General features: G+C 70.9%; 7 protein-coding genes and 1 pseudogene. 6 read left to right on the top strand and 2 right to left on the bottom strand.

Annotation, left to right across the window (positions count from 1 at the left end; translation table 11 throughout):
* Positions 1-20: 20 nt before the first annotated feature.
* The 3 genes from AB2U05_RS27835 (at position 21) to AB2U05_RS27825 (ending at position 5,223) form a co-directional block, all read left to right on the top strand.
* A complete protein-coding gene (locus AB2U05_RS27835) occupies positions 21-761 on the top strand; it encodes a sulfite exporter TauE/SafE family protein (protein WP_045692907.1) in 741 nt (246 codons plus the stop codon).
* A gap of 224 nt (positions 762-985) precedes the next feature.
* Positions 986-2,275, top strand: a complete 1,290-nt coding sequence (locus AB2U05_RS27830; protein WP_157881995.1) for an MFS transporter — start codon at positions 986-988, stop codon at positions 2,273-2,275.
* Positions 2,276-2,421: 146 nt separating this feature from the next.
* Positions 2,422-5,223, top strand: coding sequence for a BTAD domain-containing putative transcriptional regulator (locus AB2U05_RS27825; protein ID WP_369184553.1), 2,802 nt, complete (start codon positions 2,422-2,424; stop codon positions 5,221-5,223).
* Between the two features lie 21 nt (positions 5,224-5,244).
* Here the strand turns inward: AB2U05_RS27825 and AB2U05_RS27820 are convergent.
* Positions 5,245-5,409, bottom strand: a pseudogene (locus AB2U05_RS27820) (pirin family protein); the annotation flags it as partial.
* Positions 5,410-5,501: 92 nt separating this feature from the next.
* On the opposite strand from AB2U05_RS27820, the gene AB2U05_RS27815 reads away from it, so the two are divergent.
* Positions 5,502-6,659 carry a tyrosine-type recombinase/integrase gene (locus AB2U05_RS27815; RefSeq protein ID WP_369184552.1) on the top strand — a complete coding sequence of 386 codons (1,158 nt, stop codon included), beginning with the start codon at positions 5,502-5,504 and terminating at the stop codon, positions 6,657-6,659.
* Between the two features lie 51 nt (positions 6,660-6,710).
* On the opposite strand, the gene AB2U05_RS27810 is transcribed toward AB2U05_RS27815, so the two are convergent.
* On the bottom strand, positions 6,711-6,902 hold the full coding sequence (locus AB2U05_RS27810; RefSeq protein ID WP_369184551.1) for a helix-turn-helix transcriptional regulator: 192 nt from the start codon (positions 6,900-6,902) through the stop codon (positions 6,711-6,713).
* 652 nt (positions 6,903-7,554) lie between these two features.
* Here AB2U05_RS27810 and AB2U05_RS27805 point away from each other — a divergent pair.
* Both AB2U05_RS27805 and AB2U05_RS27800 read left to right on the top strand, forming a co-directional pair.
* Complete coding sequence (locus AB2U05_RS27805) at positions 7,555-12,264, top strand: sacsin N-terminal ATP-binding-like domain-containing protein (protein ID WP_369184550.1); 4,710 nt, start codon at positions 7,555-7,557, stop codon at positions 12,262-12,264.
* Positions 12,261-13,781, top strand: coding sequence for an NERD domain-containing protein (locus AB2U05_RS27800; protein WP_369184549.1), 1,521 nt, complete (start codon positions 12,261-12,263; stop codon positions 13,779-13,781). Before AB2U05_RS27805 ends, AB2U05_RS27800 begins: the two co-directional genes overlap by 4 nt.

Below are 13,781 nucleotides of genomic sequence, written 5' to 3'. Positions count from 1 at the left end.
GGCCACCCGACGGAGGCGGCATGACGACGACCGGCTGGCCCGCCGAGCTGCTGCTCGGCCTGGTGGTCCTGCTCGGCTCCTCGGTGCAGCGGCTGGCGGGCATCGGCTTCGCGCTGGTGGCGGCGCCCGTCCTGGTGCTGCTGCTCGGCCCGGGCGACGGCGTCACGCTCGCCAACCTCGCCTCCGGGGTGATCAGCGCCATCGGCCTGGCCGGCGCCTGGCGGCAGGTGCGGCCGGGCGCGATGCTGCCGCTGATCGCCGCCGCCGCGTGCACCGTGCCGGCCGGCTCCTGGGTGGCGGCGCAGGTGCCGGAGGCCGAACTGCTGCTGGTGATCGGCGGGTTGGTCAGCGCGGCGGTGCTGCTGGTGATCCGGGGCGTCCGGGTGGCGGCGTTGCGCGGCGTGGGCGGGGCGCTGGCGGCCGGTGCCACCAGCGGGTTCATGAACTCCGCCGCCGGGGTGGGCGGGCCGGCCGTCTCGCTCTATGCCGTCAACACCGGCTGGACGGCCCGGGAGTTCGTGCCGAACGCCCAGCTGTACGGCGTCGTCGTCAACTCCCTGTCGCTGACCGCCAAGGGCGTCCCGCACCTGGCCGCGCCCGCCTGGGCCACGGCGGCCGCGGCGATCGCGGGCGGCACCGCGCTGGGCCACGCCCTGGCGGACCGCGTCCCGGAGCACCGGGCCCGCCGGGTGGTGCTCGGCCTCGCCCTGGCCGGCGGCCTGGCCACCCTCGCCAAGGGCCTCACCGGGCTGCTCCGGTAGCCCGCTCCCACGGCGCTCGCGCCGACCCGCGGGCGCGCGGCTCGATTTCAGCGCGAAACACCACCCGGAACACCACCCGGCCCATCGCCCGGAACGCCACTCGAGACGCGCAACACGGCCGGAATTCCGACGCATTTCCTCCACGACCCAAAACCCCACCGGGTAACGGAACAGCCTTGGTCAAACCCCTCCTGGAGCTGAGGAGGCCATGCCATACTGCATCGGTGACGCCAACGAGCCTGGACACCCCGCGACCCCCCAGCAAGACCCAACTGGGCAGGAAATTCAACCTGTTGTGGTCCGCGTCGGGAATCTCGGCGGTCGGCGACGGCATGCGGGACGCGGCCCTGCCGCTGCTCGCCGCGACACTCTCCGACTCGCCCAGTGCCGTCGCCCTGGTGAAGGGCGCCGCCGCGCTCCCCTGGCTCATCATGTCCCTGCACGCCGGCGTGATCGCCGACCGGTCCGACCGCCGGCGGCTCATGTGGACGATCGATTTCGGCCGCGGCGCGATCGTCCTCGGCTTCGCCGCCTGGGCGCTGCTGTCCTCGCCGCCGCTGGCCGCGCTCGCGGTGCTCGCCTTCGCCCTCGGCTGCGGCGAGACGATCTTCTCGAACGCCGCCACCTCCGCCCTGCCCGACGTCGTCCGGGCCGACCAGCTCGACGCCGCCAACGGCCGGATGCAGGGCAGCGTGATCCTGGGCGCCAACCTGGGCGGCCCGCTGCTGGGCACCGCGCTCTTCGCCCTGGCCGCCTGGGCCCCGTTCACCGTGGACGGCACGTCCTTCCTGGTCGCCGCCGTGCTGGTGACCTTCACCGGCCAGTCCGGCAAGGTCGCGCCGCGCGCCGACCGGCGCCCGATGGCGACCGAGATCCGCGAGGGCGTGCGCTGGCTCCTCGCCAGCCCCGAGGTGCGACTGCTCACCGTCGTCTCCACGCTGGGCGCGATGGCCTTCTTCATGGCGAACACCATGATGGTGCTGCTGGTCACCCGGACCCTGGACGCCCCGGTCACGGCCTTCGGCGTCGTCCTGGCGGCCGCCGCGGTCGGCGGCACCGCCGCCAGCATGCTGGCCGGCCGGATCAGCCGCCGGATCGACCGCAGCGCCCGGATCGCGCTCGGCTTCGGCCTGATGGGCTCCTGTTGGGTGCTGCTCGGCCTGTCCTCCTCCTGGCTGCTGGTGGCGGCGATCAGCACCGGCACCGGCTTCGGCGTCGTGCTGTGGAACGTCCAGGCCACCTCGCTGCGCCAGCAGGCGGTGCCGAAGGAACTGCTCGGCCGGGTCAACAGCTGCTACATGCTGATCAGCCGACTCGGCATCATCGTCGGCACGGCGCTGAGCGGCTGGATCGCCGGCGTCACCAGCATCCGGGTGCCGATCGTGCTGGGCGGCGCCGTCCTGCTGCTCTGCCTGCTCCTGGTGCCCCGCCTCGCCCGGATCGAGGCGGCCCCGGCCGCCGTGCCCGGCCAGGGCGGGCCGGCCCCGGCGGAACGCACCGGGTCCACCGACTGAGCCACGCTCGGTCACCGGCCCGCAACCTGGATCACCGGATGTTCACCTCCCGGACCCGAACCGGACCTGTCGGTGACTGGCATATAGCCGGTGGCTGGCCTATAGTCACCGGATCGAACGGGGCAGGGACAGCGGGGTGGCACGGGGTGGACTTCCGAATACTGGGTTCGGTCACCGTGACCAGCGCGGACGGCCGGGACCTGCCGGCCGGGCCCGTCAAGCGCCGCAGCCTGCTCGCCATGCTGGCGCTCGGCGCGGGCGCGCCCGTCACCGTCGACCAGCTCACCGAGGCGCTCTGGGAGACCGACCCGCCCCGGCACTCCCGGACGGTCATCCAGGGCCACGTCTCCCAACTGCGCGCCCTGTTCGCCGAACACGACGCCGCCGCGCACGGCGTCGAACTCCGCACCGAGGGCAACGCCTACCTGCTCCGGACCCCGCGGCACGCCGTCGACGCCGACCGGTTCGAACACCTGCTGCGCACCGGCCGGGAACGGCCCGACCCCGCCGAGCGGGTCGCCGTGCTCGGCGAGGCTCTCGCCCTGTGGCGCGGCCCGGCGCTCACCGGCACCGCGCCCAGCCCGGCACTGGAGTGCGCGGCGCACAACCTGGAGGAACTGCGCCTGACCGCCGTCGAGGAGCTGGCGCACGCCCACGGCTTGCTCGGCGATCACGGCGCCGCGGCCCGGGTGCTGCGCGCCGAGGTCGCCAAGGACCCGCTCCGGGAGCCGCTGATCGCCGCCCTCATGCGCGCGCTCGGCCGGGCCGGACGGCGCTCCGAGGCCCTGGACTGGTTCCACCGCACCCGGCGCACCCTCGCCGAACAGCTCGGCGTCGACCCCGGCACCGACCTGGTCGACGCCTACGACACCCTGCTGCACGGCCCCGCGCCGGTGCCCCCGCCCGAGCCGGCCCCGGCCGCGGTTCCCGCCGCGACTCCGGCTCCGATTCCCGCCGCGGCTCCGCCCCCGCCGCCGGTCCCGGTGCCCGCGGTCACCCCGCCGACGCCCGTCCCCACCGAGTCGCACGGCCTCGCCGTGCCGCCGCCCGCCCTCACCCCCCGGCTCTTCCCCCGCCGCCCGCGCGGATTCTCCGGCCGCGAGGACGAGTTGACCGCGCTCGACCGGGCCACCGCCGCCCCCGGCGCGATCGCCGTCGTCACCGGCAGCGCCGGCGTCGGCAAGACCGCCCTCGCCGGCTACTGGGCGCACCGCCGCCAGGCCGACTTCCCGGACGGCCGGCTGTTCGTCGACCTCTGCGGCTACAGCCCGATCCCCGCCCGCGACACCGCCGCCGTGCTGCGCGAGCTGCTGCTCGCCCTCGGCGTGCCCGCCGAACAGATGCCCGGCTCGCACCAGGCCATGGGCGCCCGCTACCGCGAACTGACCGCCGAGCGGCGGCTGCTGCTCGTCCTGGACAACGCCCACCGGTCCGAGCAGGTCCGCCCGCTGCTGCCGGACGGCGACGGCTGCGTCACCGTGATCACCAGCCGCGACCGGCTGGCCGGCCTGGTCGCCTCGGACGCCGCCCGGCTGGTGCCGCTCGCCGAGCTGTCCTCCCGGCACGCCATCACCCTGCTCGCCGACACCCTGGGCCCCGACGTGGTCGCGGCCGAACCCGAGGCCGCCGCCCGGCTGGCCGACCTGTGCGACGGGCTGCCGCTCGCGCTGCGCCTCGCGGCCGCCCGGACGGCCTCCCGCCCGACCCGCGGTCTGGCCGCGCTCGCCGACGAACTGGCCGACGAGCAGCGCAGGTTGAGCCTGCTGAACGTGGAGGACACCTCGGTCGCCGCCGCGCTCGGCCTGACCGTCCAGCAACTGCCCGAGTCGGCCCGCCGGATGTTCCAGCGGCTCGGCACCCACACCGGCGCGACCCTGGACGGCCGGACGGCGGCCGCGATCGCCGGCTGCCGGCTGGAGCGCGCCACCGAGGCGCTCGACCAGCTGGCCGCCGCCCACCTGATCATCGAGACCGGCCAGGACGCCTACACCCTGCACGACCTCGTCCGGCTCTACGCCCGCAGCCTGCCCGCCGACGACGACGCCGAGGCGCTGCCGCGGCTGCTCGACCACCTGATGAGCACCCTGCTCGCCGCGAGCGCCGCCGCCGAGCCGGGCAGCGAGCCGTGCTGCCTGCTGCCCGTGGGCTCCCGGCACTCCGTGGACGTGCGCCCGTTCCCGGACCGCGCGAGCGCGCTCGCCTGGTACGCCGCCGAGCGGGACACCCTGCGCGGCGCCGTCGAGGCCGCGGTCGCGGTCGGGCTGCACGACCGCGCCTGGCGGCTCGTGCTGCTCCAGTGGCCGCTGATCGTCTGGCAGGTGCGGGACGACTGGACGCCGCTGCTCGCCCAGGGCCTGGCCGCCGCCGAGGCCTGCGGGGACGTCCGGGCGCAGTCCCGCGCCCGGGCGCTGCTGGGCTGGGTGCTCACCGAGGAGGGCCGGCACGCCGAGGCGCTGACCCATCTGGAGCTGGCCCCCGAACTCTCCGCCCGGGCCGGGGACGTGACCGGCGAGGCGGTCGCCCTCGTCAACCTCGCCCTCGCGCTGACCCGCCACGACCGGCTCGCCCGCATCCACGGCCTGCTCACCCGCGCCCGCGCCCTGGCCGAACGCGGCGGCCGCCGCGACCTCATCGCCCTCACCCACCAGCACCTGGCCGACCACTGCCTGACCGTCGGCGCCCACACCGAGGCCGCCCAGCACGCGGCCCGCGGCCTCGCCCTGGTCGAGCCCCCCTTCCCGGCCTCCCGCCAGGTCGTCCTGCACACCCTCTACGGCCGGGCCCTCGCCGCCACCGGGCAGCCGGAGGAGGCCGAGCGACACCTCACCGAAGCCGTCCGCATCGCCCGCGGCCACGGCTACCGGGACGGCGAGAAAGCCGCCCGCACCGCCCTCGCCGCCCTGGCCACCCTGCCGAGCACCGCCTCGGCCACCTCGTCCCCTGCCTGAGGCCCCCCGAGGGGCCCGGCCTCAGCGCTCCCGCCCCCGGGCCTTCAGCGGGGTGGCCGGCAGGTCGGGGGCCGGGAGGCGGAGGCCGTCGTAGCCGCGGACCTCGCCGAAGCGGCCGCCGCGCTCCCAGTCCCGCCGGGCCTCGGCGATCTCCTCGCCGGTGCGGGCGATGAAGTTCCACCACATATCACGGCTTCACCGTTTCGCCCCAGGTCAGGGGCGTGATCGACCATCCGGGGTCAGCAAAAGGTCAGCAAGACGCCCGGGAGTCGACAACCATGGCCACCATCAACCTCGTCCGCGGCATGGGCAGCTTCTACAAGGAGTGCGAGCACCCCGAAAGCCGGTGGCTGAGGTGCCCGCACGAGTACAAGATCCGCTACCGCAACGCGGCCGGGAAGCAGACCGAGGAGTCCGGGTTCGCCACCCAGGACAAGGCGAAGGCCCGTCTCGCCGAGGTCTACCAGGCCCGGAAGAACTCCCCACAGAGCCAGCGCAAGGCGGAACGGATCCAGAAGTACGGCTCGATGCAGTTCCACGAGTACGTCGAGGAGTGGAAGGCCGGCCAGCGCCACCTCAGCCCGCAATCGCTGAGGCACCTCGACTCACTCCTCGACCACCATCTCTCCCCGGTATTCCGGAGCCGTCGCATGGGCACCTTCGACCACAAGGTCGTCGATGCCTTCATCCAAACCATGGAGCGAAACGGCGTCGGACTCGCCACCCAGTCCAACGCCTTCGACAAGCTGAAGTCGATCCTCCTCGACGCCCACCGCCTTGGCCTCTACGACGCGAGTCCGCTCGACGGTGTCGCACCGCCCCAGTACGACCCCAAGCGCGCCGTCATTCCCTCCCGCACCCAGCTCCAGGGCATACGGATGGCCGGCGACGACACCTTCCGCCTCATCGCCGACCTCATGAGCGGCTGCGGCCTGCGCAACGGCGAAGCGGCAGCCGTCAACCTCAAGAACCTCGTCGCGGACGACGTCTACCGTGTCACCGAACAGGTCAACCAGACCACCAAGGACTACGCGCCGCTCAAACACCGCAAGGAAGGCGAATACCGCGACGTCCCTCTACCCACCCGCACCCGGCTGAGCATCCTCTCGTACGCGGACACGTACGGCACCGTCGACGGCTACCTCCTCCGCCACCCCCGAGACCTCAGCAAGCCCTACCCGTACCACCTGCTGCACAACCAGTGGCAGCGCGTCGTCAAGCAGTCCGACGACGTCGACATCCCTGAAGGCATGGTGGTCTACGGCCTCCGCCACTTCTTCGCCTCGAACTGCCTCAGCCACAACCTCCCCATCACCGACGTCGCCGAGTGGATGGGCCACAAGAGCATCGACGTCACCTTCAAGATCTACCGCCACCTCATGCCCGGCTCCATGGGCCGCGCCGCCCAGGTCCTCGACCTCGGGCTCGCCGCCTGAACCACGAGAGGGGTCTGCCCAGGTGGGCAGACCCCTCTCGTGATAGCAGCCTCACGTAGCAGGCAGGCGCTGCTGCTTCACCCACGCCTGAACCTCAGACACCTTGAACTGAAGCTTCGCGTTCCGCCCACTCCCGAACCTGTACGGCACAAGCCCGACCCGAGGCGCTTCGCGGTAAACCCACGCAACGGACATATTCAGATACGACGCCGTCTGCTTGACGCTCATGAACTGCTCGGGCACGGGCTCCTCCTGTGTGGCGGCCAGATCTAAACGGAGCCCAAATCTCACCGGATCTCAACGGCTTGGTAGGACCGTCACAGTGTGGTACCGGGCGTAGCGAACCTTGTCGTTGCCTGCGGGCTCACTTGACCCCCATCAGTCGAAAAGGTGTCCGACTTGCGTTCACCAGTCAGAATCCCGCAGGTCAGGGCCTACCTCGTCCACTACACGTGACGCCTAATGACACTCAGTCCGTGAGAGGCGGCGGGCGAGGGAAGGTCGAGAGTGATTTGCCTCACGCCCCCAAACCGCGACGAAGTAGGCGAGCTTTGTTGGCTCCTGCCCGTGGGGCTGGCCCTGCGACCCGTACCTGACGCATCGACTAGAGTCTTGTGCGGGCCGATATGTGCAGGCTGTGCACGGTTTGCAGGCAGACGGTGACAACACGGGGGTTGAAGCTGCAAGATTGGGGCACAGCCGGGCCACGGCCGCCAGCCTCATCGTGGGGCGGGTCGGCGCGAGCATGCCCCCGTCGGGCAGGTGCGTTCCGAGGCCCTGCTCAGGGGGTGAATTCACGCCCGACGTTGCGTGGTTCCAGGAAAGTTCAGGCTGCTCCGAGCGGATGTGCGACTGGCCGCAGCGCGGATGGCTCAGACGCGAGGAGTGCTCACCTGTGACGACGCGACAGTCATGGACGCCGGACGCGTGTCTTGTACAGGAGGTGGAAAGCCAGTTCAGGAGAGCAGTCGCCTCCTACCAGGAGGATCCGCACCTCGTTTCCGAGCATGCGAACCACGAGGAGTCCATCCGGGTCGGGGGGTACGCCAATCGCACGCTCCTCGAACTCGTGCAGAACGCCGCCGACGCCATGTCGGGGGCGGGCGAGGGCCGGGAGGAGTTCGCCGGTCGCGTCGAGATAGTCCTCGATCCGGAGAGCCGGACCCTCTACTGCGCCAACGCGGGTCGGCCGTTCTCGACGAGCGGGCTGACCGCGATCACGCACGCGCACCTCAGCGGCAAGAGGGGCGACGAGATCGGGCGCTTCGGGCTCGGGTTCAAGTCCGTCCTCGCTGTCACGGACGTCCCTCAGGTGTTCAGCCGCTCGGTGTCGTTCGAGTTCAACTCGCCTGCGGCCCGCGCCGAGTTCGCCAGGATCACGCCCGCCGTGAAGCGGTATCCGGTCCTTCGCACCGCGACTGTCCTCGACCCTAACGCGGCGTTCGCCGGGGACCCCGTGCTCGCGGGGCTCGCGTCCTGGGCGTCCACCGTCGTGAAGCTTTCGAACGCGTCTGGCCTCGACCGGATCCGCCAGGAGATCGAGGGGTTCTCCTCGGAGTTCCTCCTCTTCGCCGACGCCGTGCGGGAGGTCAGGCTCAGGGTACTCGGCGCGGACGCGTTCGAGACGATTCACACGTCCCGCGACCTCGGCGGGGGCGTCTTCCGGATCGAGGACCCGAACGGAGACGGCGACGAATGGATCGTCGAGAACCGGATGCACGCACCGTCCCCGGATGCCCGACGGCAGGTCGGAGAGGCCGTCTCGCGATCCCAGGTCAAGGTCACCGTCGCGATCCCGAAACGCCATGCGCGGCAGCGGGTCGGGCGGTTCTGGTCCTACTTCCCGCTCCAGGACCAGACATCGGCGTCCGCCCTCTTCAACGCCCCGTGGAGCGTCAACGACGACCGGACCACGTTGCTGCCCAACGACTACAACCGGGAGATCCTCCAGACGCTGTCGGAGATGTTCGTCGGAATGCTGCCGCGCGTGGCGACGCCCGGCGACCCAGCCGCCCACCTCGACTACATGCCCGCGCGAGGAAGGGAGCAGCTCTCGTTCGGCGACAGGCTGCTGTGCGCGCACGTTCCGGTGATCTCGACATCGCACGAACTCGTTCCCGACGCCACGGGCACGCTGTGCAACGCCTCCGCACTCAAGCCGCTGGACTTCGCGATCGAGATCGATCAGACCGTTCACCAGGCGTGGATCCAGTCCCCGAACACTGGGAACGAGGTTCCGCACTGGCGGTGTTACACGTCCCCGCAACGGTCCGCTCGTCTTCGGCAGCTCTTCGCGGCGTCGGTGTCCCGAAGCCACCTGGACCAGGACGACCGGGATATGAAGCGCGCCCTGGCGGCGCTGCCGCAGCACGGCCTCCTCTCGTGGCTGCGCGAGTGGGCGGAGGGGACGGACGACACGTCCGCGGCGAACGCGTTCAAGTTCGTGCTCGGGCACCGGAGTCTGCCGGACGTCGACCGTGCCAAGGTGATCCCCACCACCGACGGCATGCGCGCGCTCGAGGACAGGAGCACCGTCTTCCTGCACCAGGAGGAGGGCGTCGAGATCGAGGGTGCGGTCTTCGTCGCCCCGGGGTTCCTGGCGCGGCCCGGTGTGGAGGACGGGCTCAGGAAGGCCGGTTTCCGGGATCTGGATCCCGTCGCGATCCTCAACGCGCGCCTTGCCGCGCTCTCGAACACCTCGGGCGACGAAGAGTTCTCCAAGCTCTGGGACGCCGTTCTCGGGGTCCCCGTCGCCGCCGCGGTGAAGGCGTTGGCCGATCACTCGGCGACGGTCAAGGTCCCCACGCGCGATGGCGGGTGGGCGTGGCCCCACCAGGTATTCGACCTCGAGGAGCCCTTGGGCGACGAGCATGCGAAGAGGACGCTGGACCGCGGACGCTGCCTGCCAGCGGTCGCCCACGGGCTGGGGGTGGTTCGCCGGCCCGTACGGGACTACGCCCTTGAGGACGAGCCGTGGATCGGACAGTACCGGGAGTGGGTCCTCGCGAGGCTCAACGCGAAACAGGGCCCTGGCGAACGGCCGATCGAGACTATCGAGTTTTACCCCGGACAGGGCCCCGGCCCGTTCTCCGTGCTGTTCCACCTCCGTGACGCCGGCGCCTCCAAGCAACTGCGCGAGACCTGGACCGTCGAACTGCTCCAGGCCGGTGCGTCCGACTGGTCCTGCGAGGACCTCGACACGGGCAGAACCCACGCCGTCCGTTCGCCGGTTCTCTGGGCGGTGGGCCGTGCCGGTCTGCTGCGGTCGAACAAGGGGCTGTTTCACGGGCCGGCGGACGTCGTCGCGCCGTCCCTCCTGCGGTACGAGCACCTTCTGCCGCTGTTCAAGGGGCCTCGTCAGGTGGCCGACGTCCTGGACCTTCCGGACGAGCTCGACGCGGTGCCCGCTCGCGTTCTCAAAGAGGCGCTCGACGCACCGGTGTTCAACCCGCGTGTCCCGGACGCCGTGCTCGTCGACTTCATCCGGACGGCGTGCCGCGTCGCCTATCCGGATGCCCAGCCCCCCGGGATCCCGGCCAGGGTGGGGCGCATGGTCGAGCCTCGTTCACCGTCGTCGGTATACCTCGCCACGACAGACGAGCAGGAGAACTACCTCTCCACGCGCCAGCGCCCCTGCCTGAGGGTGACGGAGGAGCAGGCCGACGAACTCGTCGAGCTGGCGGGTTGCCGACGGTTCGAGGACAGCTTCGCGTTCTCGGTGATCGTCGAGGGGGCCCAGGAGAGCGAGAAGGTGCTCGACGTCTTCACCGGACTTCGCAACTCGCTCGTCGCCGACAGGCTGGTCAACGCGACGGTCTCCCGGGCGGTCCAGGTGGTCAAGCGGGTGACCATGGAGGACGGTGTCGAGGACCAGTCCCTCGACTGGCACCTCGACGGGCTCGACCTGGTGGCGCGCGGCGACGCCGACGAGCGCCGGCTCCTCGGGATCGTCGACAGTGCCTTCGATCTGGGCATGTCGAACATCGACCTCGACGGGGTGCTGCAGACGGGCCTCGACCATCAGCTCGAACGGCTTCGGCAGGAAGCCAAGGCGGCCCGGACCGACGCCGACCGGCTCGGCGTCTACTTCGGCTCGGACGACCTGCGGGACGCTCTGCCCAAGGGGCTCTGGCAGGCGCTCGCGGCGCAGGACCTGGTGAACCGCGAGACCTCCGTCGCCGACCTCTTCCTCAAGGTCTACGGCTCGGACTCCGTCAAACTGCTCGCCGACCTGTTCCGGCAGCAGGGCTTCCCCGACGTCCCGTCGACCTGGGCGGGCGGCGCGGCGACCGTGTCGTGGCTGCACAAGATGGGGTTCCCGCCCGAATACGCGGGCCGCCGTACCGAGCACCAGCCCGACGAGTTCGTCGTCCCTGGCGCGGTGAAGCTCAGCCCCCTGCACGACTTCCAGCAGGAGATCAGTCGGCAGCTCGGTGAGGTGCTCACACTTCGTGAGGCGGACGGCCGCCATCAGAAGGCGATGGTGGAACTCCCGACCGGTGCGGGAAAGACGCGCGTCGCGTCGGAGACCGTACTTAGGCTCTTCACGGAAGGACGCCTCCGCGGCCCGGTGCTGTGGATCGCGCAGTCGGTGGAGCTGTGCGAACAGGCCGTGCAGACCTGGAGCACGGTGTGGCGAGGGCTTGGGGACGAACGCCCGCTGACGATCGGGCGTCTGTGGGAGAACAACGTCGTTCACGAGCCGGACACCGAGTTCAGCGTGATCGTGGCGACGGACGCCAAACTCGAGAAGGTCCTCGACAACGCCGAGTACGAGTGGCTCGGCAAGGCGTCTGTCGCCATCGTCGACGAAGGGCACCGCGCGGGGGGTTCCGTGCGCTACACGCGAATTCTGAACTGGCTCGGCGTCTCCGGACATGGAAGGGAACGCCCACTGGTCGGCCTCTCGGCGACGCCCTTCAAGGGCAGGTCCGAGACTGCGACGGACGCGCTCGCGGGCCGATTCGGCCGGAAGAAGCTCAAGGCCTTCGAGGAGAACGCCTACGAGCGGCTCGCGGAACTCAAGGTGCTCGCACGCGTCCAGCACGAGGTGCTGCCCGGCATCGAGGTCGAGCTCAGACCCGAGGAACGCGCCGAGGCCGCGAATCAGCACAGGCTCAGTCCGTCCGTCATGGACCGCATCGGCCAGGACCAGGCGCGCATGAGGATCCTCGTCGAGCACATCATGAGCCAGGACCCGAGTTGGCCGGTGCTCGTCTTCACCCCGAGCGTCCTCTCCGCCCAGGTCCTCGCCGCAACCCTGCGCTATCGCGAGGTCAAGGCGGCCTCGGTGAGCGGACAGACCGGCCGGCAGGAGCGCCGCGACATCATCGAGAGGTTCAAGGCCAACAAGATCCGCGTCCTGGCCAACTGCGACCTGCTGATCCAGGGTTTCGACGCGCCCGGCGTCCGCGCGCTCTACATCGCCCGCCCGACCTTCAGCCCCAACGCCTACATTCAGATGGCTGGCCGCGGCCTGCGCGGTCCGGCCAACGGTGGAAAGGAAGAGTGCCTGATCGTGGACATGGCCGACGACTTCGGAGATGTCACCGAGAAGCTCGGGTACCGAGAGTACGAGGACCTCTGGCAGGAGCAGCGCGCATGATCCTGGTTCCCGATCTGAAGGACATCGAGCGCAACGCCAGCAGCGGCGCCGAGCTCAGGATCGCCCGCCTGCTGCGGGACGTGGAGGGTGACCCCGACGCCGTCGCCTTCTACTCCGTGAAGCTTCGCTCCCACGCCTACAAGCGCCAGGCAGAAGCGGACTTCGTCATCCTGTGGAAGAAGGTCGTGATCGTCGTCGAGGTGAAGGGGGGAGGAGTCAGCAAGCACAACGGAACCTGGTACAGCATCGACCGGCGCGACGACTGGCATCCGCTGGCCGAGTCACCGATGGATCAGGCCCGGTCCGCCATGTACGCGTTGAGGGACATCCTCCACGAGGAGGGGGTGGGCTGGTTCGCGCACGAGGCCCTCGTCGTCACTCCCGAGACCGACACGCCCCCGCACGCGCTCGACTGGCAGCCGACCCACTGGTTGGCGAAGGATGACATGAGCGTCGCGGGACTGACTGCCGCCCTCGACGCCGTGGCGAAGGGTGCGGCGACGCCCCCGTCCGGCCGGAAGCTCGCCCGGACGGAAGACCTGCGAGCGCGCCTGTTCGGAGAGTTCACGCGCATGCCCGTGATCGACGCCCAGCGCGGAGCGGTCATCGAGGAGCAGAACCGCGCCACGGCCGGCCAGTCCAGGGTCCTGGCCTCGTTGGCGCGCAACCCCCGCGTCATGGTGTTCGGCGGCGCGGGCACGGGCAAGTCGCTCGTCCTGGTCGAGGCGGCCAAGCAGGAGGAAAGCCAGGGACGGTCCGTCCTGATCACATTTCACTCCCCCAAGCTGCTGCGCTTCTTCGCCCCCCACGTGGTCGACCGCGACATCGACGTCGTCCCGTTCGACCGGCTCGGGCCCGGCAGGGTCTACGACGCCGTGTTCGTCGATGAGGCGCAGGACCTGATGACCGCCGAGGCGATGGACAGGCTCGATGCGGTCGTCGCGGGCGGGCGGGCCACGGGCCGGTGGCGCATGTTCCTCGACATGAACAACCAGGCGCACGTCGACGGAGGCTTCGACCGGGACGTCTTCGACCTCGTCGAGCCCGAGGCGCTCTCGGTGGACCTGAGCCTCAACGTCCGCAACACCCGGGCGATGGTGCACATGGTGCAGGAGTATCTCGGCGCGGACGTCGGGGACCCGGGCATCGTCCACGGGGAGAGGGTCCAGTGGCACATGCTCGACGGGGCCGCTGGCGTCGAGCAGGGCGAGTCCGTGGCCAGGCAATTGATGGCCGACGGGGTGCGCGGGGAGGACGTCTGGATCGTCAGCGCGACGTCGGACGCCGCCCCCGTCGAGACTGCGGACGGGGTCGTCGTGACGAGCCCGCGGTACGCGAAGGGCCTCGAGGCGGAGCACGTTGTCGTCTGCGACCTTCCGACGGTGTTCGACGAGGCCGGGACGGCGGCGTTCTACGTCGCCGTGACCCGTGCCCGCGTCTCGTTGCACATCGTCGCGTCCAAGGACGACAAGCGACGTCTTCAGCAACTCGTACGACAGCGGTTGGTGACGGAATGA

It is taken from the genome of Streptomyces sp. Y1, assembly GCF_041053115.1.
Classification (GTDB): Bacteria; Actinomycetota; Actinomycetes; order Streptomycetales; family Streptomycetaceae; genus Kitasatospora; species Kitasatospora rubellomurina.
This window is presented reverse-complemented; position numbering and strand designations above follow the sequence as displayed.